Genomic DNA, 26160 nt, shown 5'->3' on the forward strand with positions numbered 1-26160 from the left:
AAATCACTACGATGTGAACCATCAAATCTAGTTACCTATCTAGATAGATAGACAATGAATCTACATAAATTTTTAGCCTAGAACGTTAATAAATAACCATTTGAAAAAGTGGCACATTAATCCAGTTAAGATTTTTACACCAATAATAAATAAGACAAAATTTATAATTAAAACAATGGGATTGAACATGAAAAAATCACTACTATCGCTATCAGTTATAACACTGCTTTCTGCAAACTCTTATTCAGCACTTGCCGATTCACCGCAGTTTTATGGCCGTTTAGAAATGGCAGTCACCAATTCAGATAACGGTACGACAACTCAAAATGGTAAGTCAGGAACGGTATTGGAGAATAACTTCTCACGACTTGGTGTACGTGGCAGTGAAACAATTGCTAACGATATTGAGTTACTTTATCGCGTTGAAGTTCAGGTCAACTCAGCAACAAATGAAGGTAACGATGACGTATTCAAAGCAAGAAATACCTATTTAGGTTTAAAAACAAATCTAGGTACGGTTTTGGTGGGACGTAATGACACTGTGATGAAAACATCAAAAGGGACTGCTGAAGCGTTTGCTTTAACCAATGCAGCATACAACCGTATGATAGCTGGTCAAGTTCGTAAAGCTGACGGTATTACGTATTACTCGCCAAAAATCGCTGATTTAATTACTTTCAACGCCACTTATTTAATGGATGATAACTACGCAGAATATGATGACAACGGTGAGCGCAGCGATTATGACGAACAGCAGTATGCTGTCAGTATTATTGCTGGTGATAAAAAGCTAAAAAAACAACCTTATTACCTAGCTGCAGCCTATAACACTATCGGTGGGGTCGATGCTTATCGCGGTGTGGCTCAAGTTAAGTTCGGCAACTTAAAATTAGGTGGTTTATTCCAAAACACTGAAAGCCAAGAATACAGCTATAAAGAAGGTAATTCATACTTCTTGAGTGCAGTTTATAATTTAAATGGCGTTAATTTAAAAGCTGAAATAGGTAAAGATGAGGCTGGTTTTGGTAAGTATTTCAAAAATAGCGCAATGTCTTCAAGTGACTATAAGCAAGCAACAGATGTTGATATTAACTCTTTAGTAATCGGCGCAGATTACCGTCTTTCAAAATCAACGATGGTATTCGCTCATTACGCCAAATACGAAGGTGAATATAGAGTCGAAAACGCTGGCCCTGTTATCGATTTAGATGAAGATAATATCTTTAGTATTGGTGTTCGTTACGACTTCTAAAAAGATTAGGATGTAAGGTTATTTCTCTTTAATAGCCTTACATCCACTTGCAAGGTTACACTTTTACTAAAAATATGAACAAGGTTACAAAAAAAGGAAGTTAAACAATGATTTTAACGTTGTTTATTCATATTTCGCTATAATCCCAAACATCATTAAAAAAACCTTTGTTTCATTATGAAAATCACCCTTAAACAACTTACTATTTTTAAAGCGATACATGATAACGGACAGATCTCAAAAGCTGCGCAGCAGCTTCATATGTCTGTTCCAGCTGTCAGTATGGCGCTAAAAGAGTTGGAAGGTTCTTTAGGCACACGCTTATTTGAACGAAGCAGCAATGGGTTAACCACCAATGATAATGGCGAAGTTATTCTCCCTTATGCCAATGAGATGTTGTCTAAAGGGACTCAGCTTGAACAAATGTTTGCAGAGCGAAATGCGGTTGGCGGTACGATAAAGATTGGTAGTAGTAAAACAGCAGGTAATTATATTTTATCGCGTAAGATCCCCCAGTTTAAAAAATCCCACCCACTGGTAGATATCAAGTTAGTCATTAATAATAGCCTGACAATTGAAAAGATGGTTTCAGAAAAAGAGCTGGATTTGGGTTTTGTTGATGCAAAACCAGGGCTGAACAACCTTAAGTATGAGCAATGGATTAAAGATAAGATTTGCCTTGTCACCAGTTGCGATAACCCGATACTAGAACAAACGATTACCGCTGAGTTATTGTCTGAACAATTATGGGTGTTGGATTCTACCATGTCAGTTTCAAGGCTCAGAAATACCCAATTATTACGCAGTGCTAAAATCAACATCAATAATGAATTATCGATGAATACCATGGGCGCAATTAAACGTGCCATAGGTACAGGCATTGGCGTTAGTGTTCTGCCATATCTTGCAGTAAAAGAAGAAATTCGTCGTGGTGAGATAGTTGAATTAGAATTAGCAGGCTGGGATTTTCAACGTAAATATTGGTCAATTAGCCGAAATGACGAAGCTTTATCGCCATTATTAGAAGAGTTCATTCGTTTTTGTAACGCATAATGCGTCACTTAACACTGTAAGGTAGCCAAAGCGTTTATGATCAACCAAGATCCTGTCATATTTGGCTTACTCACCACCATCATTGGTTTAGTGTTTTATACTAGCCAGTCCTCTCATCCAGTGTGGAAACAGGTTTACCGCTTCGTCCCTGTCATGGTGATGTGCTACGTACTCCCTTCTTTACTTAATACCTTCAATATTGTCGATGCCAGTCAAAGTGAATTAAATACGATTACATCCAAATTTTTAATGCCAGCTTGCTTAACCCTATTAATTATTAGTGTGGATATAAAATCTATGCTGTTACTGGGACCCAAAATAATCATTTTATTTCTATTAGGCAGTTTTGGGGTGATCATTGGCGGCCCATTAACCTTACTGTTGTTTGCAAAAATAGCACCTGAGACGATAAGTTGGGTTGGCGCTGATGCAGCCTGGAAAGGAATGGCAACCTTAGCGGCTAATTGGGTCGGAGGCACCGCGAACCAAATCGCCATGAAAGAGATTTATCAGGTCGAAGAAAACCTTTTTGCGATTATGATTTCTGTCAATGTCATATACTCGGCTATTTGGATGTCATTGCTACTGATTTGCGCTAATAACGCAAACTTCATTGATAAGAAAATAGGCGCTGATGCCAGCCAGTTTAAAAAACTCATTGAAGTGACCGACAGAGGCATATCAAACCAACAAGGTTTACCCACACTGAAGAGTTACATGTTGATGTTCAGCGTTGCCTTTGGCGTTACTGGTTTTGCTCACTTCGGCGCTGACATCATCGCGCCTTTTTTTGCCGAAAATTACCCCCAAACTGAAAAATATAGCTTAACCTCAACGTTCTTCTGGATTGTTATCATTGTCACCACAACCAGTATTGTCCTATCCAATACCAAAATACGGGAACTTGAATCAGTAGGTGCTTCTAAAGTATCAACAGTAATGTTGTATTGCTTAATTGCAAATATGGGTCTGCAGATGGATCTGTCTATGGTTGATGATTTTCCTATCTATTTTGCTATCGGATTTGTCTGGCTTTCTATTCATGTCATCGTGGTGGTTGTAACAGGGTTGCTGATGAAGGCGCCTGTCGCTTATATGGCTTTAGCCAGTCAATGTTGTATTGGCGGAGCGGCATCATCACCAGTCGTAGCAATGGCATTTCACCGCTCACTGGCCCCTGTGGCAATTTTGTTTTCGGTATTTGGCTATGCTTGGGCAACATACATGGCTTGGATATGCGCAGAATTGATGAGAATGACAGCTCAATAGCTGTCATTTAAAGTTGAGTCTAAAGGTTACGTAACGCCATTACATTAACGCTACCTCCGCGGCCTTAATTATTAGCTCTAAATACCTTTTTGTAAGCGCCAGTTTTGTAGTACCTGTTTTTTGTAAGCGCTTGAATGAGCGACGATTCGAGATTTAAAGACTTCATTTTAATCGATAAAGACAATAGTTAAACAAACCCTAAATAGACTCTGGTTTTTATCTGTTGGGGTTGAGTTATGTTTAGCTTTTCAAAAATCAGCGGTAGGTTTTCTAATTGGATAGCTTTATTCTGGCTTTGCTCATTAAGCCAAGTACCGTACAAGTATTTCACTTTCTTATTTAAATCCTCATCCGAGCCTGAATGTAAAAAAGTTGCATAACGCCCTTCTGATATCATTGACTCCATAAAGTAGTCTGAAACATCAATGACAGAGCGTAAAGCAGCTTTTTGCGTTTGAGTAACGCTGACTGCAATATCAATATTAAATTGCTGCAAAGGTTCAGCTGCAAATTGATAAATAAAATTAAACGTACGGCTTGTATCGGGTGAAAGTTGATGAGCTTGTCTAAAAGCTCTCATTGCCTCAATCGTTTGTGGTAAATATTGAGCTTGTGTACGATGCTCAATAGCAATTAGAGGAATAGCTTCAAGTTCAACCAATTCTATATTCACTTGATCTGCCGTTAATTCGTCATGGCCTTCTGACAAGGTTTTTAATGGCTGCTGTTTCTCGAAAAAATTCCCCCAGTCAGGTGTTAACTGGAACTGACTTGGACTTTGACCTATCGCTTTAGTAAACGCCTCAGTAAAACTTGCTTCACTACCAAAGCCGGCAGACTCAGCCACTGTTGAAATAGGTATCGCTTTATCAAAACCCAGCTGTTGCGCCGCTTCAAGATTACGTAATAAGCCAATATAATCTTCAGTCCTTGTATGAAATAAACTATGAAAGATAAAATCGAAATGACACTCAGGAACCTGAGCGATGCTCGCCAACAGTTTACAATCTAAACGAGATGTTAAATTGTTATCGATATGGCTTAGAACGTGCTCAAAGCGTTGGCTGATTTTTTCCACTGCAATTAACCTTAAATAGATGATCTTGAATTAAAAACTTATACGACAAATAATGCACTCAAAACGTTCGCGATGATTTTTACAAACCAGTCGTTAACTGACTTTATTCCAACAAAAATAAGCTTCATCAGCCAGCGCTAACAACTGCTTATCCTCTGTTGTGTCACCGTAGGCATAAACTTTTTCGAATGAATCCAGTTGATATGATTGCTTTACTCTACGCGCTTTTTCATCGGCGCTGCAATCGCCATTTAAATAAGCTCCTGTTAACAGTCCATTTCTTGATGCTAATGTTGCACAAATTAATTCGTATTGGTGCTTTTCACACCATGGCGTTAAATAGGCATCGAGTGATGCAGATACGATGACAATCACATCTCCTTGCGCTTTATGCCAGGCTAGCCTTTGTTTGGCTTCCGGTTTGATGATTGAATCAAGCGTCGAAGCATATTCTTTACCTTGGGCCCAAACGGCTTTATGTGAACGTTTAAAGAAACAAAAATAACTGACAACAGTGCGGATCCTTGAGCCGCCAATAAGCTTCAATTTATAAAGCAAAATCAATGGCACTAGCAAGGGGTAACAAATCACTATGCGCCATTTAGGCGCACTGAAGTATATGAATGGCGTGTAGGAGTCTGTTTCTGTGATGGTGCCATCGAAGTCAAAAAGCGCAATATTCATGAAGATCCTTCTGCATGAGCCAATAAATGATTAATCATAATTGACTGACTTTGTTAAAAAACAAATATAAAAAAGCCAAGGTTTCCCTTGGCTATTTAATCTATCTAGTGTGCTAAAAAATTATTCAGCTACAGGATATTCAATTTTAGCTTTTGCTTTCAACGCTTCAATAATAGAGCGGTAATCAGCTTCACTGTACTGAGGAGCTAAACGTTGTTTGATGCTATCAACAACATTGCTATCAATACCTTCAGCGGCATTCACTTTATCAAGTGCAATAACGGCAAAACCATTGGCTAATGCAGCGGTATCAAATGCAACTGTACCTGATTCTGGCGCTGGCATTTGGAATGCTTTAGTTGTAATAGCTTGGTCGATATCTTGACTGAAACGAGGTAATTGCGCTTTAGTTGCAATAGTCACTTCAGTGATTTCATTACCCGCTTTTAACTCAGCTAATAACTCGTTAGCTTTCTCACTGGCTTCAAGGTTAGCCTGGTCTTGCACTAAACGTGCTTCGATACCTGCTTTTACTTCACTCAGTGGTAAAGTACCTGCATCTTGGTGTTTCAATAAACGAATAACAACAACATGATTAGGTTCAAGCTCAATCACTTCGCTGTTCATACCGCTACCGATAACATCATCAGAGAAAGCAGCACGGATCAAGTCTGGCTTGTTTAGGTTAGCAGGTGCATTATTACGTGAGAATAACTCAGTCGACTGAACTTCAACATTAAGTGCTTGCGCAGTTTCATCTAACGTATCAGGCACTTCGTAACTAGTATCAGCTAAGATGCTTTGTAAGCTGTAGAATTCATCTACTGCTTTCTTATTCTTTAGATCAGCCACAATTTTGTCTTGAACATCTTCAAATGGTGCAGCAGCACCAGATTGAACGTCAAGTAACTTAACGATGTGATATCCGAATTCACTTTTAACCACTTGAGAATATTCATCTTGGTTAAGTGAGAATAATGCAGTATCAAATTCAGGATCCATTACGCCTTGTTCAAACCAGTCTAGTTGACCGCCTTGTTCTGCACTAAATTGATCATCTGAATCAGTTTTAGCAACGTCAGCAAAATCTTCACCTGCATTGAGTTTAGCAAGACTGGCTTCAGCTTTCGCTTCGTCTGCACTGTCATCGCCTGATGCAAATAGAATGTGCGCAGCTAAACGTTTTTCAGGAGTTTGGTACTGTTGCTTATTTTCTTCGTAAAAGTCTCGTGCATCTTCAACAGAAGCGTCAACACCTTCAGCAATGTTTGCAACATTTAGCTCTACATACTGCAAGCTCACTTTTTCTTGATCCATAAATTGCATCAAGTTGCTGTCGTAGTAATTTTTAATCGCTTCATCAGATACTGTAGCTGATGCTAAGTATGGTTCCGAATCAACAACTAAATAGCGAATATCACGAGTTTGTCCTTGGACTTCAGCTAATTGTTTAGCTTCGCCATCTAATACAAATTCAGTGCCGACTAACGAAGTCAGTAACTGACGACGCGTCATGTCAATGCGCATCATATTTCTGAAGCTAGCAGTTTGGTAGCCTAGCTGACGTAAAACAGCTAAGTAACGCTCATTATCAAACACACCATCCGTTTGGAAAGCAGGTTCATTAACAATCGTTTGTCTAATTTGGTCATCTGAAACACGTAGGCCTAAATCGTCAGCAGCTTGACTCATTAATTTGTCAGCAATAAGACGGTCTAATACATTCTGCTTGATACCATTCATGTAGTTATCGTCAGCAGATAATGCATCAAACATTTCACCCAGTTGTTGCTCAAGGCGGCCACGTTCGTTTTGGTAAGCTTGTTCTAGTTCATTTGCAGTAATATCGTCACCGTTAACTACGGCGACAGCAACATCAGTTGAAGTCCCTAGGTAACTACTTACACCAGCAAATGCGAACGAAAGAATCACTAGCACTAAAATACTTTTAGCAATAACGCCTTGTGAACCTTCGCGAATTTTTTCTAACATCTGAATTCTCGCTTGTTGCGATTAAAAATAAAAAGGCGCACCACTTCGGGATGCGCCTTCTTGTAATTTATATGGAGTTATCAGACGCTACCTCGGGTATGACCCAATTCCTCCGAATATCAAAACTAACTGTGTTCTTTCTGATATTTTTTTCGCAAAAAGCACTGTTAAAACAGTGCTTTCTACAAATGCCTTACAAAAGGCAACGATATTAACTATTTAGTTAACAGCGTCTTTTAGAGCTTTACCAGCTTTGAAAGCAGGAATATTTGCTGCTGCAATTTTGATTTCCGCACCAGTTTGTGGGTTACGGCCAGTACGTTCTGCACGTTGACGTACTTCAAAAGTACCAAAACCAACTAGAGAAATTTTATCGCCTTCTTTAAGTGCTTCAGTAACAGCACCAATGAAAGAATCTAATGCACGGCCAGCGCCTGCTTTAGAAATGTCAGCACCAGAAGCGATTTTCTCGATTAGTTCAGATTTGTTCATGTCATCCCCTTGAATGTTTATTTTCGCGCCGCAACCAAATCCGTCTTTAGAGCGGTCTGCGGAGGCTTTTTTGTTATAAGTTTGATACCACACCAAACTTAATTGGAAAACCATAAAAAATGTACTTGGATACAGCTCAAAGTCAGTTGCGCCAAGGGTTTGGTGCTAACTGACTCTCCACTTATCTAGGCTACCACAGCTTTCGCGTTTGTTAAGCCCCTTTTTTCACTTTTTTTAGGTTCAAAGCAATTTTTTTTGCTATTTAGCTACTTTTTGACCACTTTAAAGCCCTTTACAGGTCTCTCTAAGGCCAATTCAAGCACTTCATCAACCCATCTAACTGGGTGGATTTTAAGATCTGCAATAACATTCGCAGGAATTTCTTCTAAGTCGCGTTCATTTTCTTTAGGAATAAGAACAACTTTTATACCGCCACGGTGTGCTGCAAGTAACTTTTCTTTCAAGCCACCGATAGGCAACACTTCACCACGAAGGGTAATTTCACCTGTCATTGCCACATCACTTTTAACAGGGTTACCTGTTAAGCTTGAGACTAATGCAGTACACATCGCTGCACCGGCTGAAGGACCATCTTTAGGTGTTGCCCCTTCAGGTACGTGAACGTGAATATCACGTTTCTCGTAAAAGTCGCCATTAATGCCTAATTGCTCTGCTCGCGCTCTAACAACAGTCATAGCAGCTTGAATTGACTCTTGCATTACGTCGCCAAGAGAACCGGTATAAGCAAGCTTGCCTTTACCTGATACTGAAGTTGCTTCAATTGTTAGCAAATCGCCGCCAACTTGAGTCCATGCTAAACCTGTGACTTGGCCAATCTGGTTATTAGACTCAGCTTTACCGTAATCAAATCGCTGCACACCTAGGAATGATTTCAAGTTATCTTGATTCACTTTTACGGTTTTAACAGACTTATCTAATAAAATCATTTTAACGACTTTACGACACACTTTAGACAGTTCACGTTCCAATGAACGCACACCAGCTTCACGGGTGTAATAACGGATCATGCCAATAATGGCACTATCTTCGATATTGATTTCTTTAGGCTTAAGTCCATTGCGCTCAATTTGCTTAGTCAGCAAATGCTTTTTAGCGATATTGAGTTTCTCATCTTCGGTATAGCCCGATAGACGAATCACTTCCATACGGTCAAGTAACGGTCCAGGAATATCCATTGAGTTAGATGTCGCAACGAACATCACATCAGATAAGTCATAATCAACTTCTAGATAATGGTCGTTAAATGCTGCGTTCTGCTCTGGGTCAAGGACTTCAAGTAATGCTGATGATGGGTCACCGCGCATATCTGAACTCATCTTATCAATTTCATCTAATAAGAATAATGGGTTTTTAACGCCCACTTTCGCCATTTTCTGAATGACTTTACCTGGCATAGAACCGATATAGGTGCGACGATGACCACGGATCTCAGCTTCATCACGCACGCCGCCTAGTGCCACACGTACATACTTACGCCCAGTAGCTTTAGCAATTGACTGACCCAGTGACGTTTTACCGACGCCTGGAGGCCCTACTAAACATAAAATAGGCCCTTTAAGCTGCTTAACTCTGCTTTGAACCGCAAGATACTCAAGAATGCGTTCTTTCACTTTCTCTAAACCGTGATGATCGGTATCTAAAATTTCTTCAGCTTTAGATAAGTCACGTTTGATTTTAGAACGTTGGCTCCAAGGCACTGACGTCATCCAATCAACATAACTTCTCACCACTGTCGCTTCTGCTGACATTGGTGACATCATTTTTAATTTGTTTAGCTCAGCTTCAGCTTTTTCTTTGGCTTCTGCTGGCATTTTCGCTTCTTCAATCTTGCGAGCGAGTACTTCAAACTCGTCTTGACCTTCATCAAGATCGCCAAGTTCTTTTTGAATAGCTTTCATTTGCTCATTCAAATAGTACTCGCGTTGGCTTTTTTCCATCTGCTTTTTAACACGGCCACGAATGCGTTTTTCAACTTGTAATAAGTCGATTTCGCCTTCCATCATCGCCATTAAATATTCAAGACGCTCGCCGACGTTAATCATTTCAAGTACAGACTGCTTGTCTTCTAACTTCAGCGGCATATGTGCAGCCATAGTGTCAGCAAGACGAGCCGCTTCTTCTATTCCTGTTAACGACGTCAGTACTTCTGGCGGGATCTTTTTATTAAGCTTAATGTAACCTTCAAACTGACTGATAGCGCTGCGAACGAGCACCTCTTCTTCTTTTTCAGCAAGTTCTTCAGATTCTAAGTATTGTGCTGTTGCAACAAAGAACTCTTCTTCTTGGGTGTATTTGTCAACTTTTGCACGCTGACCACCTTCAACTAATACTTTTACTGTGCCGTCAGGCAATTTAAGTAATTGCAGAATTGACGCCACTGTACCAATTTCGAAAATATCGTCTTTTGTTGGTTCGTCTAAATCAGCTTCTTTCTGTGCGACCAATAAAATTTGTTTATCTTGTTCCATTGCCGATTCTAAACATCGAATTGATTTCTCTCGTCCGACGAATAACGGAATTACCATATGGGGATAAACCACTACATCTCGAAGTGGCAGCACGGGGAGTTCGATATGCGCTTCACGCTCTTGGGTCATAGTTCGATTCCGTTTGATGAATGGATTTTATAATCAGTATATTGGGATGTTTCTTGAACTTTCAATGGTTAATACGAAAAAAGGAGCCCAATGGACTCCTTATTTTTCATAAACGGCTAAAAGCGTCTATTTATTGTTCGCCACCAGCGACTTGATTGTCGGTGTTTTCATAAATCAATATAGGTGCAGACTCACCTTTTACTACTGATTCATCAACTACAGCCTTAATCACACCTTCTACAGAAGGGATGTCATACATGGTATCTAACAAGATATCTTCGATGATTGAGCGTAGACCACGAGCACCTGTTTTACGCGTCATTGCTTTATGGGCAATCGCTTTAAGTGCATCTTCACGGAACTCTAACTCTACCTCTTCCATCTCAAATAACGCACCATATTGTTTCGTCAGTGCATTTTTAGGTTGAGATAAAATTTGTACCAAAGCTGCTTCATCTAACTCTGTTAGCGTTGCAACAACAGGTAAACGGCCGATGAACTCAGGGATCAAACCAAATTTGATTAAATCTTCTGGCTCAACTTTACCTAGCGTTTGTGAAATCGTCGTTTTGTCAGCTTCGCCTTTGACTTCAGCGCCAAAGCCAATACCTGTTCCTGTTAAGCCGCGTTGCTCAATCACTTTTTCAAGTCCAGCAAACGCACCACCACAGATAAATAAGATCTTAGAGGTATCAACCTGTAAAAACTCTTGCTGTGGATGCTTACGACCGCCTTGCGGAGGAACAGAAGCAACAGTACCTTCAATTAATTTCAATAAGGCCTGCTGAACACCTTCACCTGACACATCACGTGTTATTGAAGGGTTATCAGATTTACGGCTGATCTTATCGATTTCATCGATGTAAACAATACCACGTTCCGCTTTTTCAACGTCGTAGTCACACTTTTGTAGTAGTTTCTGAATGATGTTCTCGACATCTTCACCCACATAACCGGCTTCAGTTAACGTAGTCGCATCGGCCATCGTGAATGGCACATCTAAAGAGCGCGCTAACGTTTCAGCAAGTAACGTTTTACCACTACCGGTTGGACCGATAAGTAGAATATTACTTTTACCTAATTCAACACCTTCAATCGGTGTGCCATTACGCAAACGTTTATAGTGGTTATAAACTGCTACCGACAACACTTTCTTGGCCTGATTTTGACCGATTACGTAATCATCTAGATGAGTTCGTAATTCATGTGGTGTTGGTAATTTATCATGATCGCGCTTAGGCGATATTTCTTTAATTTCTTCGCGAATGATGTCATTACAAAGCTCGACACACTCGTCACAAACATATACTGAAGGTCCAGCGATTAGCTTTCTAACTTCATGTTGGCTTTTTCCGCAAAAAGAGCAGTACAGTAGTTTGCCACTGTCACCGGTACTTTTGTTATCGCCCATTACCCTACCTCTGTTGCAGCCTGTTCACTGTTTTTAGAAAACCATCTGTACAATTAATAACCTGCACAGGAACAGTCAAATATTTTTTATACGCTATTCATCACAGAATAGCCTACTCAGGCCTAAAGATCAGCTACGCTTTTCAAAAACTGAATCAACTAATCCATAATCAGCAGCTTCTTGCGCACTCATAAAGTTATCACGGTCTGTATCACGCTCAATAACTTCAATCGGTTGACCAGTATGCTCAGCTAACATTTCGTTTAATTTATTCTTAATGCCTAAGATTTCTTGAGCATGAATTGCGATATCCGATGCTTGACCTTGGAAACCACCAAGTGGTTGATGGATCATCACACGTGAATTAGGTAAACAATGACGCTTACCTTCTGCTCCGCCTGCTAATAAAAACGCACCCATGCTACATGCTTGGCCAATACATACAGTACTTACATTCGGCTTAATGAATTGCATAGTATCGTAAATTGCCATACCGGCAGTAACTGAGCCGCCAGGTGAATTAATATAGATAGATATATCTTTGTCTGGGCTTTCTGATTCTAGGAACAATAGTTGCGCCACGATCAAGTTAGCCATGTGCTCTTCCACTTGGCCAACCAAGAAAATTACTCGCTCTTTTAATAAACGAGAGTAAATATCATATGAACGCTCACCTTTAGCCGTTTGTTCAACAACCATAGGTACAAGAGCATTGAGTACAGATTCTGGCGCTTTATGCATTTTATGCTTCCCTAAAATAAAAATGGCTCGTATGAGGAACCTCATACGAGCCATTAAATGGCGAACCGCCAATCAAGTCAAGCGAAGGTTACGCTTTACCTGTTGCCTTGTTCATAAATTCTTCAAATTCGACATCTTTAAGTGTCACTTTTGCAGATTTTAATAAAACTTCAACAGCTTGCTCTTCAAGCGCTACGTTGCGCATGTTTTGCATAAGCTCTTTGTTGCCATTGTAATATTCAACAACTTCACTTGGATCTTCGTAAGCAGAAGCCATTGAAGCGATCAAACCTTGAACACGTTCGTCTTCAGCTTGAAGTTCATTAGTCTTAATAACTTCACCTAAAAGTAAACCTACTTTTACACGACGCTCAGCTTGTTCAGTGAACAAATCAGCTGGAAGCTCAGGCATGTTTTCAGTTTGACCACCAAAACGCTGCATTGCTTGTTGACGAAGTACATTCACTTCACCATCAACTAATGCTGAAGGAATTGTGATTTCGTTAGCTGATAATAAGCCTTCGATAACTTGTTCTTTAACATTTGCTTTAAGCGCTTGTTCAAGTTCACGAGTCATGTTTTTACGGATTTCAGCTTTAAGCGCTTCTAAGCCACCTTCAGCGATACCGAATAAAGAAGCGAACTCATCGTTAACTTCTGGTAATTCTGCAGCTTGAACTTCAGTAAGGGTAATAACGAACTTAGCCGCTTTACCTTTTAAGTTTTCAGCATGGTAATCTTCAGGGAAAGTCACTTCGATTTCGAATTCATCACCGGCTTTATGACCAATAACACCAGCTTCAAAACCTGGGATCATACGGTTGCTACCAAGCTCTAGTTCGAAGTCGTCAGCTTTGCCGCCTTCAAATTCTTCACCGTCTACTGAACCTACGAAGTTCATTTTAGCTTTGTTGCCTTCTTCAGCAGCAGTTTCAACTACAGCGAACGTGGCGTGTTGCTTGCGAAGCGTTTCAATCATTGTATCAACGTCAGCGTCATTAACTTCAGCTTGTGGTTGCTCAACTGCGATTGCATCTAAACCAGTTAACTCAACTTCTGGGTAGATTTCGAAAGTCGCAACGAAGACGAAGTTTTCGCCTTCATTTTCGCCTGGAGCGAAAACAGGTGCGCCAGCTGGGTTTAACTTCTCAGCCATGATCGCTTCAATGAAGTTGCGTTGCATTACTTCACCAGTCACATCTTGACGGATAGCTGCACCGTAACGTTGGTTGATCACAGATACAGGTACTTTACCTGGACGGAAACCTGAAATTTTTGCACGTTTCGCTTCACGTAATAAGTTGTCTTTAACTAATTTCTCAATTTGTTCAGCAGGAACAGAAATTGTTAGGCGACGTTCTAGGCCTTGAGTTGTTTCAACAGAAACTTGCATTGTTTTACCTCGAAATATGTCTGACGTCCTTTGTAATAGTCGAAAGCTCAACTATTAAATATTCATTTCTTGATGATTAATGTTTACTAATAAAAGTGCGATACAGCAGCTTTTCAGCGCCATTACCCGTAGTAATTCGTATTAGATATTTATCAAGACGCGACATTATAGCGACGGTTTACTGCTGAGTCGAGTGTGAAAACGGGGTAAAATGGGGATTTTAGACATAAAAAAAGCGACCTAAGGTCGCTTTCTCTACAATCGTGCATTTTTAATGCAAAATTTGGGGTGACTGATGGGGCTCGAACCCACGACAACCGGAATCACAATCCGGGGCTCTACCAACTGAGCTACAATCACCATAATATGGTACGCCACTCAGGATTCGAACCTGAGACCCACGCCTTAGAAGGGCGTTGCTCTATCCAGCTGAGCTAGTGGCGCATGGTTTACAAATATTATCTGTATAACCTGTAAGCTTAATAAATTGATTTGGTCTTCAACTTATGTTTCAAGCTTATTCGCAAAGCCTATGCTTTACAAATATAAAATTGGTCGGTGATAGAGGATTCGAACCTCTGACCCTCTCGTCCCAAACGAGATGCGCTACCGGGCTGCGCTAATCACCGAGATGTCTACTGCAAATAATTATTAAGTTGCCCTAATCGGCTTATCTGTGAGAACGGAGCGCATATTAGCGAGTCACTTTAATATCGTCAACGACTTTTTTTACAAACTGGTTCATCTGCTGTTTTTACAAACAAAAAATTCTGTTTTTAATAAATCGTTTAGCCATTATTCATGACATGCCTATGCCTGACTGGTAGAATACGCCACGTTAAATTTTACCTCAATCGCGCCATATAAAGGAAACTATACACACATGACAGCCCAAAACATTGATGGCAAAGCGATAGCTCAATCTATAAGAACCACATTAAAAGAAAAAGTATTGACGCGCAAAGCAGCTGGAAAACGTGTTCCTGGTCTTGCTGTAATTTTAGTTGGCGCTGATGCGGCATCACAGGTTTATGTTGGCAGTAAACGTCGCGCCTGTGAAGAAGTTGGGTTTGAGTCATACTCTTATGACCTTGAAACCACCACAACAGAAGCAGAACTGCTTGCACTGATTGATCAATGTAATGACGATCCAAAAATCGATGGCATATTAGTACAGTTGCCATTACCTGATCATATTGAAGACTCGAAAGTCATTGAGCGTATCAGACCTGATAAAGACGTTGATGGTTTCCACCCATACAATGTAGGGCGCTTAGCTCAGCGTATCCCAGTACTTCGCTCATGCACGCCAAAAGGCATTATCACCTTAATCAAATCGACAGGAATTGACACCTACGGTTTAGATGCAACCATTGTAGGTGCATCAAATATTGTCGGTCGTCCAATGACACTAGAGTTATTACTTGCAGGGTGTACAACCACAACATGTCATCGCTTTACTCAGAACCTTGAACAAAAAGTACGTCAGGCCGATTTACTGGTTGTTGCAGTGGGTAAACCTGGGTTTATCCCTGGTGATTGGATTAAGCCTGGCGCTATTGTTATTGATGTGGGTATTAATCGACTAGAAAGCGGCAAGCTTGTGGGTGATGTAGAATTTGATGTCGCTGCGAAAAAAGCCGCATTTATCACGCCTGTACCTGGTGGTGTGGGCCCTATGACGATTGCAAGCTTACTTGAAAATACCTTGTATGCCGCTGAGCAATATCACGACTAATCAATTTACTGTGCTCATCTGAATTAACTGATTATTCGTTTATTCGCCCCCACAAAAAAGCCTGCTCAATGAGCAGGCTTTGTTATTTAAGACTTAACTTTCAGTTTGGATTACGACTTTTTACGCCAAGTCGTGCCTTCTTCGCCATCTTCTAAAACAACATTTAATGCGTTTAGTCTATCGCGCGCCGCATCTGCTGCAGGCCAGTCTTTTTCTGTACGAGCACGATTACGCTCAACAATAAGCGCTTCAATCTCTGCAACTTCGTCATCACTTCCTTCACCTTGGAAGAAAGTATCAACGTCGCGATTGATTAAGCCTAATACATCAGTCAAGGATTTTAGGCTCACACCTAACGCACTTGCTTGTGTCATATCGACTAATTTCAAACGATTAATTTCGCGTACCATTTCAAAAATAACTGAATAGGCTTCAGGCGTATTAAAATCATCATCCATCGCTGTGTTAAATTTGGCAATAAATTCTTGTGCAGGCGCTGCGGCAACAGTTAAATCTAACCCTTTAAGCGAAGTATAAATGCGCTCAAGTGCAGACTTTGCCTGCTTCAAGTTATCTTCAGAGTAATTTAACTGGCTACGGTAATGACCAGACAGTAAGAAATAACGAACCGTTTCAGGGTCGTAATGCGCTAATACATCACGAATAGTAAAGAAATTGCCTAATGACTTAGACATTTTTTCTTTATCAACCATGACCATACCTGTATGCATCCAGTAGTTCACATATTGTGAACCATGGGCACAGCAGGATTGAGCGATTTCATTTTCATGATGGGGGAACTGTAAATCACTACCGCCGCCATGAATATCAAAATGCTCGCCTAAATGCTTACTGTTCATTGCTGAACATTCGATGTGCCAGCCCGGACGACCTGGTCCCCATGGCGATTCCCATGTTGGCTCACCTGGTTTAGACATTTTCCATAATACAAAATCCATAGGATCGCGCTTAGTATCTTCTACTTCTACACGCGCACCAGCTTGAAGTTGCTCAAGGTTTTGCCCTGATAGGCGTCCGTATTGCGCATAAGAAGACACACTGAATAACACATCGCCATTATCAGAGACATAAGCATGCTCTTTGGCAATTAATGTTTCAACCATTTCGATAATTTCATCGATATGTAATGTCGCGCGAGGTTCGAAATCTGGGCGCATCATGTTTAATGAATCGAAATCATTATGCATTTCGCCAATCAAACGCTCTGTTAACGTATCGCAACTTTCTTTGTTTTCAGCAGCACGTTTAATGATTTTGTCATCAACGTCAGTAATATTACGAAGGTAATTCACGTCATAACCACGGTAACGTAAGTAACGAACAATCATATCGAAAGAAACAAAAGTACGACCATGACCAATGTGACATAAATCGTATATGGTGATCCCACATACATACATGTCAATTTTGCCTGGATTAATCGGCTTAAATTCTTGCTTTTCACGACTCATACTATTGTAAATTTTCAACATCGATGGTTCTCTTTTACTCGTTTTAATACCAATATAATGGGAACAAAGTCTATCATGAGCAACACTGTTTTGAACACTGCACTTTAAGCCTCAAGTTAGATAAGTTAGAATCGCGCAACAATTTTTATCTAGGTATTTAAATATGATCACTTTGCACACAAACATGGGCGACATCAAAATTGCTCTAAATGCTGAAAAAGCGCCTCTTACTGTTGAAAATTTCATCAAGTACGTTAAAGACGGTTTTTACGACGGTACCGTTTTTCACCGTGTGATTGATGGTTTTATGGTTCAAGGTGGTGGTTTCACTGAAGATATGGTTCAGAAAACACCTAACGCTGCTGTAAAGAATGAAGCGAATAACGGCCTATCAAACAAAGTTGGCACATTAGCAATGGCGCGTACTTCTGATCCGCATTCGGCGACTGCGCAGTTCTTCATTAACGTTAGCGACAACACTTTCTTAGATCACAAAGCAGAAACTGGCCAAGGTTGGGGTTACTGTGTATTTGCTGAAGTAGTTGAAGGCATGGACATCGTAGAAAAAATTAAAGGTGTTAGCACGGGTAACCGTGGTATGCATCAAGATGTACCACTGGAAGCAGTAGTCATCAACAGTGCGTCTATTGCTGAATAATCAATAGTGCATACTGTATTTATGGGCGATTTGCACTTAAGTGCAGATCGTCCTGATATCTCACAAGCCTTTATCGATTACCTCGATTCAGATTTATCTGACGTTGAGGCGATGTATATCATTGGTGATTTGTTTGAAGTTTGGACCAGTGATGACATTGCTGAACCATTTACTGACGTCATAGCGGCGCACATCAAACAAGTGTCTGAAAACATGCCAGTGTTTTTTATTCATGGTAATCGTGATTTCATGATAGGCAAAGAATTTGCTGCTAAATCTGGCATGCAATTGCTACCAGAGATTAAAATACTCGATTTATATGGCATCAAAACGGTTGTGCTGCATGGTGATAGCTTATGTACTCTTGATAAGTCTTATCAGCGTTTTCGCCGCTTTAGAAATTCGGCCATTGTGAAATGGATATATTGCCACTTACCTAAGTCAACTAGACAAAAAATTGCAGCTGATATCAGGCACAAAAGTCAAAATGGCAATAAAGATAAAAGCTATGTGATTATGGATGTTGAGCAAACAGCGGTTGATGCATTACTCAGTGACACTGATTGCCAAAGAATGATCCACGGCCACACTCATCGCCCAGCCATTCATGAGTTAAACAATAATAAACAACGTATCGTTGTCGGTGATTGGTACGATCAAGGCAGCATTTTAATTGTAAAAAAAGACAGTGCTGAATTACAGCAACTGCCCTTCTCTGCTAAAAAATAATCAGCTCTAGTTGCTGATAACTTTTATTCAGCCAACCAATAATCGCACTAAATCATCCTATGGTTAGCAATCACGCTCTGATTAAACTGATTGTCTTGAGGTTTAAACAGGTAAGCCACTATGAAACTTAAAGTCTTCGTCGGGCAATAAAATCAAATCTGCTTCTACAGTGGCAAAAAAAGCGACCCTTTCACTGATATCTTTGCCTGAAATAGACTCTGCAAGTGATAAGTAGTCTTGGTAATGCCGCGCTTCAGAGCGAAGTAAAGAGATATAAAATTTTTCTAAATCAGCATCAAGGTGTGGAGCAAGTTTTGCAAAACGCTCACACGACCGGGCTTCAATAAACGCTCCAATAATTAACTTATCGACTAATGCATCAGGTTCAAACGTTTTAACATGCTTCATCATGCCTTTAGCATAGCGACCCGCTTCAAGAAGTTCATAAGGGACATTCTTTTTTTCCATCAGCTCCATGACTTGATAGAAATGATGTAATTCTTCTTTAATCAGCATCACCATTTTATCAACGAGATCTTGTCCATAAGGACAGTTTTCTCTCACAGTAACTTGCTTGGTAATATTACTTTTACCTTTTAAAGAGCTTAGATCGCCAATACGTTTGTAAGCAAACTCTTCATAAGGTTTAACCCACTCAGTTAATCTATTAGCACTTTCTTTATCTACAGCGTATTTCCGAATAAGGAACATCGCACTTTGCGCCGCTTTAAGCTCACAAAGTAAATGGTCGCGTAATATAACCGATAGATTATCAGAATGGCTCGCTTTTTTAATCCAACTATCTGGTGTCTCACACTTTAAAAAACGATAAATGGGCGCCAATAATTGCTGCATGTACTTAAACTTTTGTTAGGGTTTGAACGTATTTTACCTTCGTTGAGGATATTTCTACAGATAAAACACGATTAACCCTTGACGAATCGATGCTTATGTTCAATAAATAGTCTATACATCTTCGTAACAATAGTTGCTAAAGTTGTATTTCGATTGCCTTTAATGGATAAACTTCTATAGGGATGAAGTTATTACTGTGATTAAATCGCTCAAAAAGCAGAGCATTTAAGACAGTATGTGTTGGACTGATTAAGGCGGTTGATATATGGGGCTATGATCAGTTCGTCTGAAGTTTGGCGAGCTATGTATGAATGCTAAACAAGGATAATAACAATGATACTAAATCACTTAATGGGGCTATACACTCATCCGAAGGAAGAGTGGAAAACAATTGAACGCAACCATGAGGCTGTCAAAAGCAGTCTCAGTCACATCTTACTTATCGCATTAATTCCTGCAGTATGCAGCTTTATCGCAACAGCTTATATTGGATGGCACCCTGCAAATGGTGAACCATTATTTTTAACCCCACAAAGTGCAATGTTTATGTCTGTGGGTATGTATTTCGGATTAATTGGCGGTGTTTTAGCGCTAGCTTATTTATCTTATTGGATGGCTAAGACCTTCGACGCCTCTCCAACATTCACTCAAGCCTTAGAATTAGCAGCTTACACAGCGACACCATTATTCATGGTCGGTATTTCAGTTTTATATCCAGTGTTATGGTTTATCATGCTGGTTGGACTTGCTGGTTTAGCCTACTCTGTATATTTACTCTATGCAGGCGTACCTATCATCATGAATATTCCCGAAGAAAAAGGCTTTATTTATGCCAGCTCTGTAGTGACAGCAGGACTCGTGTTATTAGTCGGCTTAATGGGAAGTAGCGTTATTTTATGGAGCTTAGGCTTTGGACCTATGATGCAATAAGTATTTATATACTATAATTAAAGGCGCTTTCGGCGCCTTTTTTATTGCGTAAATGACTTAGCGTTTTTCGCGCAGTTTGAAATAATTATGTTTAGGATAAAATATGACCAAAAACACCTACCAAAAAATACTCTTTGTTGTATTACTCCTAGCCAGTCTTTTTGCCATTAATTACTGGGTAAAATCTCCTCCTTCGCCAGTTGAGCAAGAGAATAATTCATATGTTGCAAAGTCACCTAGCAAATCTGCTAATACCGAACCTTCAAGTACCTTACCTTCAAATACCAAGCTTGCTAATGCAAAGCCTAAACCTGTAATAAACAAGAGTAGCCAACCACCTGCTAAAGACATTAGTTTGAACTCTTTAGATGAACTAATCGAATTGTTTAACTCACTTAATTACAACACAGAAAGTTGGGCCGCTGGAGTTAGAGAGGTCCCTCGCTTAACGTTTGAAAGTGTCAGCGAGAAATGGCAACAAACATCTAATGAAATACCGGTACAACTAAAAAAAATGGTGTTTTTTAGGTTAATGGCGCCACTTATTCTTATCAGCAATGAGAACATAACAATAGAAAGAGAAACAGTTAATGAGGCTTCCTTAAATGATGAGCAACTGATCACTATTGCTCGTAAATACCGAGTCATTAGTGATCCAGTTGAAACAATAACCGAAGATCAACGCCAGCAGCTATTAAAACGTGTTGATATCATGCCACCTTCTCTAGTATTGGCTCAGGCGGCAGAAGAAAGCGGCTGGGCAACCTCGAGGTTTACTCTTGAAGGTAATGCTTTCTTTGGCCAATGGGACTTCAGTGGCAATGGCATGATCCCAAAACAACAACGAAAAGAGTTAGGCAATTATGGCTTAGCTCGTTTTGACACGCCTCAAGCTTCTGTTGAAGGCTATATGCTCAATATCAACACTAATGCTGCCTATTTGAAATTACGTGAGCTACGAAGAGATTTAAGAGCAAATAATCAGCCAATTACAGGTTTAGAGTTAGCCAATACATTGGATAAATACTCGGAACGAGGCCAGGCATATATTGATGGAATTCAACAAATGATTCGATTCAATAAACTTGAACAAGTAGATGAAGCTTATCTCAGCGAAAGTGCTCCGCTACATTTGATAACAGCTAATCAATAACTTATTTTCAATTAGCTTTTGAGCTTTTAAATGCTAATAAAAAAATGCCAGAGTATTCACTCTGGCATTTTTAATTTTAAATCCCGTTTTAAGCAACGAGGCATTAACTGCTATATTGACTGATTATGCGAAAGAGTCACGCAATGGCACAGTCAAATTGAACACTAAATGCTCTTTACTAGAATCTTTATTGTCCGCACAGAAGTAGCCTTCACGCTCAAACTGATAAGCTTTTTCAGCTTCAGCACTCACTAGGCCTGCTTCTGCAACTCCCTGTAAGACAACCAATGATTCACTATTGATAACTTCATCAATAGTATCGAATGCAGCTGGGGTTGCATCAGTAAATAAACGATTATAAATGCGGAACTCAGCAGGTTTAGCAGTACTTGCTTCGACCCAATGAATCACGCCTTTTACTTTACGACCGTCACTTGGGTTCTTACCCAAGGTTTCGTTATCGTAAGTACAATAAACCGTTGTGACATTACCTTCGTCATCTTGTTCAAAGCGCTCAGCTTTAATCACATAAGCATTACGTAAACGAACTTCTTTGCCTAATACTAGGCGTTTGAAATGCTTATTTGCTGATTCACGAAAATCTTCCGCATCGATAAATAACTCTTTACCAAAAGCTAATTCGCGCGTACCCATTTCTGGTTTATTAGGGTGCATTGGTGCATTGATCGTTTCAGGCGTTGCTGAAGGATAATTCTCAATAACCACTTTAATTGGTCTCAATACAGCCATTGCTCTCGGTGCATTTTCGTTTAATTCTTCACGAATACAAGCATCTAGAACACCACCTTCAATCAAGTTTTCTTGCTTGGTCACACCAATGCGTTGACAGAATTCTCGAATCGATGCAGGTGTATAACCTCTACGACGTAACCCTGCAATAGTAGGCATGCGAGGGTCATCCCAGCCGTTAACTAAATTATTAGTCACTAGGTCGTTCAATTTACGTTTTGACATCAAAGTGTATTCAAGATTCAATCTTGAAAACTCATATTGACGAGTACGGTTAGGCTGATTGAAATCATCCAAATGATCTAATACCCAATCGTACAAACGACGGTTATCTTGAAACTCTAAGGTACATAATGAATGCGTAATATTTTCAATGGCATCAGAAATACAATGAGTAAAGTCGTACATTGGGTAAATACACCACTTATCACCGGTTTGGTGATGATGTGCAAAGCGAATACGATAAATGACAGGGTCGCGCATACACATGAACGGCGAAGCCATGTCAATTTTAGCTCTTAGTGCACATTCACCTTCTTTGAATTCTCCTAAACGCATTTTCTCAAATAACGCTAAGTTTTCTTCAACAGAAGTGTCGCGATAAGGACTGTTCTTACCAGGCTCTTTTAATGTGCCACGGTACTCACGCGTTTCTTCTGCATTTAAGAAACAGACATAAGCCAGACCTTTAGTGATTAACTCCACCGCATACTGGTGTAGTTGATCAAAATAATTAGACGAATAACGAATTTCACCAGACCAATCGAAACCTAACCAACGAACGTCATCCTGAATTGAATGAACATAATCGATATCTTCTTTTTCAGGATTGGTATCATCAAAGCGCAAGTTACACTGACCTTGATAATCTTGTGCAATACCAAAATTCAAACAAATAGACTTCGCATGACCAATATGTAAAAAACCATTTGGCTCTGGCGGGAAACGGGTTTGCACACTAGTGTGCTTGCCACTTTTTAAGTCTTCATCAATGATATTACGTATGAAGTTACTTGGACGTACTTCGTTGTCCACTTGACTCATGGAGTTCCTCTTAGTGCACGATGGTAAAATTTTCAGACCTTCGATGATCCTACAGTTTTACGCGAGTTACAATGCCTGTTTGATAAAAATAATAGTCTAAAAACAAAAAACCAGCATTTATCAAAATGCTGGTTTTAATTTGAACATTAAAAAGGCTTATTCAGTGATAACTCTTACACCTGGAATAATCTGTTGGTTCTTTTTACCTTGTTTCTTAAGCCAGAAATAATAGCCCACTAAAGCAATAGTAAAGAATGAAATCCAGCTGACCGATTGCACTGGGTGTTTGGCAATATTAGCACCTTGATACACCACGGTAGCACTGCCGTAAGCTAAAGCAAATGTCCATAAAGCCGCGAATCGAGCCCACTTGTTACCGAACTCATTCACTAATGCACCCATTGCAGCAACACAAGGCGTATATAGCAATACGAATAATAGGTAAGAAAATGCAGCCACCTTAGTGGTAAAGCCAGCTTGAAGTGCGCTAAACGTTGAGCGATCCACGCCCTGCTCCTCAGCAGCTTCTTCAATACTTTCAACATTACCCACATCTAATGACAATGGATCCTCAGGTGCAATACCAAATAGGTTCTCAGGAATTGTACCTAATGCTTCTGAGAAGCTTTCAGAAAGGCTTGCAAGCTCTTCATCACCATCAGATGGATCTGAATAAAGACTGTTTAATGTGCCTACAACAGCTTCTTTCGCAAAAATACCTGTAATAATACCTACTGTTGCTGGCCAGTTATCTTGCTCAACACCCATTGGCGAGAATAACGGAGTGACTTTTTGGCTTAATACACTTAATACAGATTCTTTACTGTCTTCATGACCAAAGCTACCATCTGTACCAATAGCATTTACAAAGTTAAGCAAGGTCACCACAATCACAATGGTTTTACCTGCACCTAAAATAAAACTTTTTGTACGCTTAGTTGTACGAGAAAAAACTGCTTTAAGCTTAGGCATTTCATAGCTAGGCAATTCCATTACAACCGCGCTGCTACTACCTGGTAATACAGTGCTTCTTAGTAATAAACCTGTACCCACTGCAGCAATAATACCGATGATATAAAGTAAAAAGACTAAGTTTTGTCCTGACTCAGGAAAAAACGCAGCAGCAAACAATGCGTAAACCGGTAAACGTGCACCACAAGACATGAATGGCGCCATCATGCCTGTCACGATTCTTTCTCTTTCACTGCCTAAAGTACGGGTAGCCATAATCGCTGGTACTGAACAACCAAAACCAACAATCATTGGAACGAATGCTTTACCCGGAAGACCGATACGACGCATCAAACCGTCGACCACAAAAGCGGCTCTAGACATGTAACCCGACGCTTCTAATACTGACAAGGCTAAAAAGAGCGCTGCAATGACAGGAATAAAAGTCGCTACTGTTTGGATACCCTGGCCAATACCGCCTGCAAGGATTGTTACAAGCCAAACTGGCGAACCAATCGACTCTAGTAGTGCACCGAACTGATCAACAAATACAGCACCTGCAGCGATATCGAAGAAATCGATAAATGCACTACCAACATTGATACTGAACATGAACATCAAGTACATAACAAATAAGAATACTGGCACCCCTAAAACCGGGTGTAATAATACTTTATCTAACTTGTCACTGGCACTTTCGTGCCCTGCAATATCAACTGAACCATCGAAAACTTTTTGAACGAAATCAAACCGTGTTGTAGCTACCAATACTTCAATATCAGTACCTGATTGTTCTGCTATTTGGGTGCATTCTTTGACAACATCTTTAAGGTTAGTGCTATCACATTGACCGCAACCATTACCATTGCCCAACATAGCTAATGCACGACCGCGGCTGAGCTCTTCTGAATGGCGCTGTAAAGTTTTTACGCCTGACTCAATACTTTCATCGTATTGAAGCATAAGCGGTGATTCAGTTATTTCACCATTTAATAATCTTAATACTTGATCTTGCACTTGCTTTACGTCTGCTTCTTTTCGTGAGCAAACAGCAATGACAGGACAACCTAACTCTTTACTCATTAACGCTAAATCAGTATTGATACCCAATTTTTTGGCAGCGTCGATTTTATTAAGCACCACAACCATAGGAACACCAAGCTCTCTAAGTTGTACGGTTAAGTAAAGGTGTCTTTCAATGTTTGTCGCATCAACTAAATTAATGATGCCGTCAACACGTTGCTCAGCGAGATATTGTTGTGCAATTTGCTCATCTAAAGAACAGTCACAACTATTGCCAGCTGGTAGTAAATCATATATTCCCGGTAAATCTGTTAAATGAACATCTGTACTATCTAGGGTGAAATAACCTGTTTTTTTCTCAACAGTCACGCCAGACCAGTTCCCCACTTGCTGGTTAGAACCTGTCAAAGCATTAAATAAAGTAGACTTACCTGCATTTGGGTTGCCTACTGTTACGCAATGGAATTCTTTAGTCATTTGTTACTACCACCTCAATAATATCCGCTAAATCACGGCGCATACATAAACGGCTGCCTCGTAACTCTAATTCAACGCCTGATCCCATCGGTGCACGGCGGAGCATTTTGAACGCTGTATGAGGTGTAATCCCCATTGATAACAATTTACGCTTTACCGTTTGAGGTAAAGAGAGTTGACCGATTTCAGCAATCTTCGCCGTGTCTCCGGGGTTGAGTTCACTGAGCTTCATTAGACATTCACCTTGCGTTCAAAAATTTTGTTATGGGCTGATTTTATATGAGCCATGTAAGCAATACCTTTACCTAGATCATGTTTTGTAAGTGGAAACGAGAATAGTTTTCAATTGTATTGGTAATTATGTGATAAATATCCATGTTTAAGAAGATATTTTGTG

General features: G+C 40.0%; 21 protein-coding genes and 3 tRNA genes. 8 read left to right on the forward strand and 16 right to left on the reverse strand.

Going from position 1 to position 26160, the window contains the following annotated elements:
• Positions 1-187 precede the first annotated feature (187 nt).
• The 3 genes from Q4600_RS12555 to Q4600_RS12565 all read left to right on the forward strand — a co-directional run bounded on the left by Q4600_RS12555 (position 188) and on the right by Q4600_RS12565 (position 3574).
• Positions 188-1252: a porin gene (locus tag Q4600_RS12555; protein WP_303516638.1), complete on the forward strand. Its 1065-nt coding sequence runs from the start codon at positions 188-190 to the stop codon at positions 1250-1252.
• Positions 1253-1429: 177 nt separating this feature from the next.
• The gene (locus Q4600_RS12560) at positions 1430-2305 is read left to right on the forward strand and encodes a LysR family transcriptional regulator (protein ID WP_229368429.1); all 876 of its coding nucleotides are present in this window, start codon (positions 1430-1432) and stop codon (positions 2303-2305) included.
• Positions 2306-2341: 36 nt separating this feature from the next.
• Positions 2342-3574, forward strand: coding sequence for a DUF819 domain-containing protein (locus tag Q4600_RS12565; RefSeq protein ID WP_229368430.1), 1233 nt, complete (start codon positions 2342-2344; stop codon positions 3572-3574).
• Between the two features lie 187 nt (positions 3575-3761).
• Here the strand turns inward: Q4600_RS12565 and Q4600_RS12570 are convergent, their stop codons facing one another.
• The 11 genes from Q4600_RS12570 to Q4600_RS12620 all read right to left on the reverse strand — a co-directional run bounded on the left by Q4600_RS12570 (position 3762) and on the right by Q4600_RS12620 (position 14612).
• Positions 3762-4652: a GyrI-like domain-containing protein gene (locus Q4600_RS12570; RefSeq protein ID WP_303516642.1), complete on the reverse strand. Its 891-nt coding sequence runs from the start codon at positions 4650-4652 to the stop codon at positions 3762-3764.
• Positions 4653-4745: 93 nt separating this feature from the next.
• A complete protein-coding gene (locus tag Q4600_RS12575; protein WP_248955928.1) occupies positions 4746-5336 on the reverse strand; it encodes an HAD-IB family hydrolase in 591 nt (196 codons plus the stop codon).
• A gap of 120 nt (positions 5337-5456) precedes the next feature.
• Positions 5457-7328 (reverse strand): SurA N-terminal domain-containing protein, encoded by a 1872-nt coding sequence (locus Q4600_RS12580; RefSeq protein ID WP_303516645.1) that lies wholly within the window; start codon positions 7326-7328, stop codon positions 5457-5459.
• A gap of 219 nt (positions 7329-7547) precedes the next feature.
• Positions 7548-7820 carry an HU family DNA-binding protein gene (locus Q4600_RS12585; RefSeq protein WP_055023877.1) on the reverse strand — a complete coding sequence of 91 codons (273 nt, stop codon included), beginning with the start codon at positions 7818-7820 and terminating at the stop codon, positions 7548-7550.
• A 266-nt stretch (positions 7821-8086) separates the two neighbouring features.
• Positions 8087-10438, reverse strand: coding sequence for an endopeptidase La (lon, locus tag Q4600_RS12590; RefSeq protein WP_303516647.1), 2352 nt, complete (start codon positions 10436-10438; stop codon positions 8087-8089).
• Positions 10439-10568: 130 nt separating this feature from the next.
• Positions 10569-11849: an ATP-dependent protease ATP-binding subunit ClpX gene (clpX, locus tag Q4600_RS12595; RefSeq protein ID WP_102528570.1), complete on the reverse strand. Its 1281-nt coding sequence runs from the start codon at positions 11847-11849 to the stop codon at positions 10569-10571.
• A gap of 129 nt (positions 11850-11978) precedes the next feature.
• Positions 11979-12590, reverse strand: coding sequence for an ATP-dependent Clp endopeptidase proteolytic subunit ClpP (clpP, locus tag Q4600_RS12600; protein WP_102528571.1), 612 nt, complete (start codon positions 12588-12590; stop codon positions 11979-11981).
• An 88-nt stretch (positions 12591-12678) separates the two neighbouring features.
• Complete coding sequence (gene tig / locus Q4600_RS12605) at positions 12679-13983, reverse strand: trigger factor (protein ID WP_303516650.1); 1305 nt, start codon at positions 13981-13983, stop codon at positions 12679-12681.
• A gap of 284 nt (positions 13984-14267) precedes the next feature.
• Positions 14268-14343: transfer RNA gene (locus Q4600_RS12610), tRNA-His, on the reverse strand.
• Between the two features lie 7 nt (positions 14344-14350).
• A tRNA-Arg gene (locus Q4600_RS12615) sits at positions 14351-14427 on the reverse strand.
• Positions 14428-14535: 108 nt separating this feature from the next.
• Positions 14536-14612, reverse strand: a tRNA-Pro gene (locus tag Q4600_RS12620).
• A 254-nt stretch (positions 14613-14866) separates the two neighbouring features.
• Between Q4600_RS12620 and folD the strand changes: the two genes are divergently transcribed.
• Positions 14867-15721: a bifunctional methylenetetrahydrofolate dehydrogenase/methenyltetrahydrofolate cyclohydrolase FolD gene (folD, locus tag Q4600_RS12625; RefSeq protein WP_303516652.1), complete on the forward strand. Its 855-nt coding sequence runs from the start codon at positions 14867-14869 to the stop codon at positions 15719-15721.
• A 110-nt stretch (positions 15722-15831) separates the two neighbouring features.
• Here the strand turns inward: folD and cysS are convergent, their stop codons facing one another.
• A complete protein-coding gene (cysS, locus tag Q4600_RS12630; protein WP_102528574.1) occupies positions 15832-17214 on the reverse strand; it encodes a cysteine--tRNA ligase in 1383 nt (460 codons plus the stop codon).
• Positions 17215-17356: 142 nt separating this feature from the next.
• On the opposite strand from cysS, the gene Q4600_RS12635 reads away from it, so the two are divergent.
• Positions 17357-17851, forward strand: a complete 495-nt coding sequence (locus Q4600_RS12635; RefSeq protein WP_303516654.1) for a peptidylprolyl isomerase — start codon at positions 17357-17359, stop codon at positions 17849-17851.
• Between the two features lie 6 nt (positions 17852-17857).
• Positions 17858-18580, forward strand: coding sequence for a UDP-2,3-diacylglucosamine diphosphatase (locus Q4600_RS12640; RefSeq protein ID WP_229368440.1), 723 nt, complete (start codon positions 17858-17860; stop codon positions 18578-18580).
• Positions 18581-18682: 102 nt separating this feature from the next.
• On the opposite strand, the gene miaE is transcribed toward Q4600_RS12640, so the two are convergent.
• The gene (miaE, locus tag Q4600_RS12645) at positions 18683-19435 is read right to left on the reverse strand and encodes a tRNA isopentenyl-2-thiomethyl-A-37 hydroxylase MiaE (RefSeq protein ID WP_303516657.1); all 753 of its coding nucleotides are present in this window, start codon (positions 19433-19435) and stop codon (positions 18683-18685) included.
• A 333-nt stretch (positions 19436-19768) separates the two neighbouring features.
• On the opposite strand from miaE, the gene Q4600_RS12650 reads away from it, so the two are divergent.
• Positions 19769-20365, forward strand: a complete 597-nt coding sequence (locus Q4600_RS12650; RefSeq protein WP_102528578.1) for a Yip1 family protein — start codon at positions 19769-19771, stop codon at positions 20363-20365.
• 103 nt (positions 20366-20468) lie between these two features.
• The gene (locus tag Q4600_RS12655; protein WP_303516659.1) at positions 20469-21518 is read left to right on the forward strand and encodes a glucosaminidase domain-containing protein; all 1050 of its coding nucleotides are present in this window, start codon (positions 20469-20471) and stop codon (positions 21516-21518) included.
• Positions 21519-21641: 123 nt separating this feature from the next.
• Here Q4600_RS12655 and glnS read toward each other — a convergent pair whose 3' ends face one another.
• The 3 genes from glnS to Q4600_RS12670 all read right to left on the reverse strand — a co-directional run bounded on the left by glnS (position 21642) and on the right by Q4600_RS12670 (position 25995).
• On the reverse strand, positions 21642-23312 hold the full coding sequence (gene glnS, locus Q4600_RS12660; RefSeq protein WP_303516661.1) for a glutamine--tRNA ligase: 1671 nt from the start codon (positions 23310-23312) through the stop codon (positions 21642-21644).
• Between the two features lie 156 nt (positions 23313-23468).
• The gene (feoB, locus tag Q4600_RS12665; RefSeq protein ID WP_102528581.1) at positions 23469-25763 is read right to left on the reverse strand and encodes a Fe(2+) transporter permease subunit FeoB; all 2295 of its coding nucleotides are present in this window, start codon (positions 25761-25763) and stop codon (positions 23469-23471) included.
• Positions 25756-25995 carry a FeoA family protein gene (locus Q4600_RS12670; protein WP_102528582.1) on the reverse strand — a complete coding sequence of 80 codons (240 nt, stop codon included), beginning with the start codon at positions 25993-25995 and terminating at the stop codon, positions 25756-25758. The genes feoB and Q4600_RS12670 overlap by 8 nt, the downstream gene beginning before the upstream one ends.
• Positions 25996-26160 lie beyond the last annotated feature (165 nt).

The sequence above is a fragment of the Shewanella sp. 2_MG-2023 genome (assembly GCF_030548905.1).
GTDB classification, from domain to species: Bacteria; Pseudomonadota; Gammaproteobacteria; order Enterobacterales; family Shewanellaceae; genus Shewanella; species Shewanella electrodiphila.

What these genes read in the sequence shown, in the direction of transcription:
- Q4600_RS12555 (WP_303516638.1), top strand. Translation starts at nt 188, where the DNA reads ATGAAAAAATCACTACTATCGCTATCAGTTATAACACTGCTTTCTGCA.
- Q4600_RS12560 (WP_229368429.1), top strand. Translation starts at nt 1,430, where the DNA reads ATGAAAATCACCCTTAAACAACTTACTATTTTTAAAGCGATACATGAT.
- Q4600_RS12565 (WP_229368430.1), top strand. Translation starts at nt 2,342, where the DNA reads ATGATCAACCAAGATCCTGTCATATTTGGCTTACTCACCACCATCATT.
- Q4600_RS12575 (WP_248955928.1), bottom strand. Translation starts at nt 5,336, where the DNA reads ATGAATATTGCGCTTTTTGACTTCGATGGCACCATCACAGAAACAGAC.
- Q4600_RS12580 (WP_303516645.1), bottom strand. Translation starts at nt 7,328, where the DNA reads ATGTTAGAAAAAATTCGCGAAGGTTCACAAGGCGTTATTGCTAAAAGT.
- Q4600_RS12585 (WP_055023877.1), bottom strand. Translation starts at nt 7,820, where the DNA reads ATGAACAAATCTGAACTAATCGAGAAAATCGCTTCTGGTGCTGACATT.
- lon (WP_303516647.1), bottom strand. Translation starts at nt 10,438, where the DNA reads ATGACCCAAGAGCGTGAAGCGCATATCGAACTCCCCGTGCTGCCACTT.
- clpX (WP_102528570.1), bottom strand. Translation starts at nt 11,849, where the DNA reads ATGGGCGATAACAAAAGTACCGGTGACAGTGGCAAACTACTGTACTGC.
- clpP (WP_102528571.1), bottom strand. Translation starts at nt 12,590, where the DNA reads ATGCATAAAGCGCCAGAATCTGTACTCAATGCTCTTGTACCTATGGTT.
- tig (WP_303516650.1), bottom strand. Translation starts at nt 13,983, where the DNA reads ATGCAAGTTTCTGTTGAAACAACTCAAGGCCTAGAACGTCGCCTAACA.
- folD (WP_303516652.1), top strand. Translation starts at nt 14,867, where the DNA reads ATGACAGCCCAAAACATTGATGGCAAAGCGATAGCTCAATCTATAAGA.
- cysS (WP_102528574.1), bottom strand. Translation starts at nt 17,214, where the DNA reads ATGTTGAAAATTTACAATAGTATGAGTCGTGAAAAGCAAGAATTTAAG.
- Q4600_RS12635 (WP_303516654.1), top strand. Translation starts at nt 17,357, where the DNA reads ATGATCACTTTGCACACAAACATGGGCGACATCAAAATTGCTCTAAAT.
- miaE (WP_303516657.1), bottom strand. Translation starts at nt 19,435, where the DNA reads ATGCAGCAATTATTGGCGCCCATTTATCGTTTTTTAAAGTGTGAGACA.
- Q4600_RS12650 (WP_102528578.1), top strand. Translation starts at nt 19,769, where the DNA reads ATGATACTAAATCACTTAATGGGGCTATACACTCATCCGAAGGAAGAG.
- Q4600_RS12655 (WP_303516659.1), top strand. Translation starts at nt 20,469, where the DNA reads ATGACCAAAAACACCTACCAAAAAATACTCTTTGTTGTATTACTCCTA.
- glnS (WP_303516661.1), bottom strand. Translation starts at nt 23,312, where the DNA reads ATGAGTCAAGTGGACAACGAAGTACGTCCAAGTAACTTCATACGTAAT.
- feoB (WP_102528581.1), bottom strand. Translation starts at nt 25,763, where the DNA reads ATGACTAAAGAATTCCATTGCGTAACAGTAGGCAACCCAAATGCAGGT.
- Q4600_RS12670 (WP_102528582.1), bottom strand. Translation starts at nt 25,995, where the DNA reads ATGAAGCTCAGTGAACTCAACCCCGGAGACACGGCGAAGATTGCTGAA.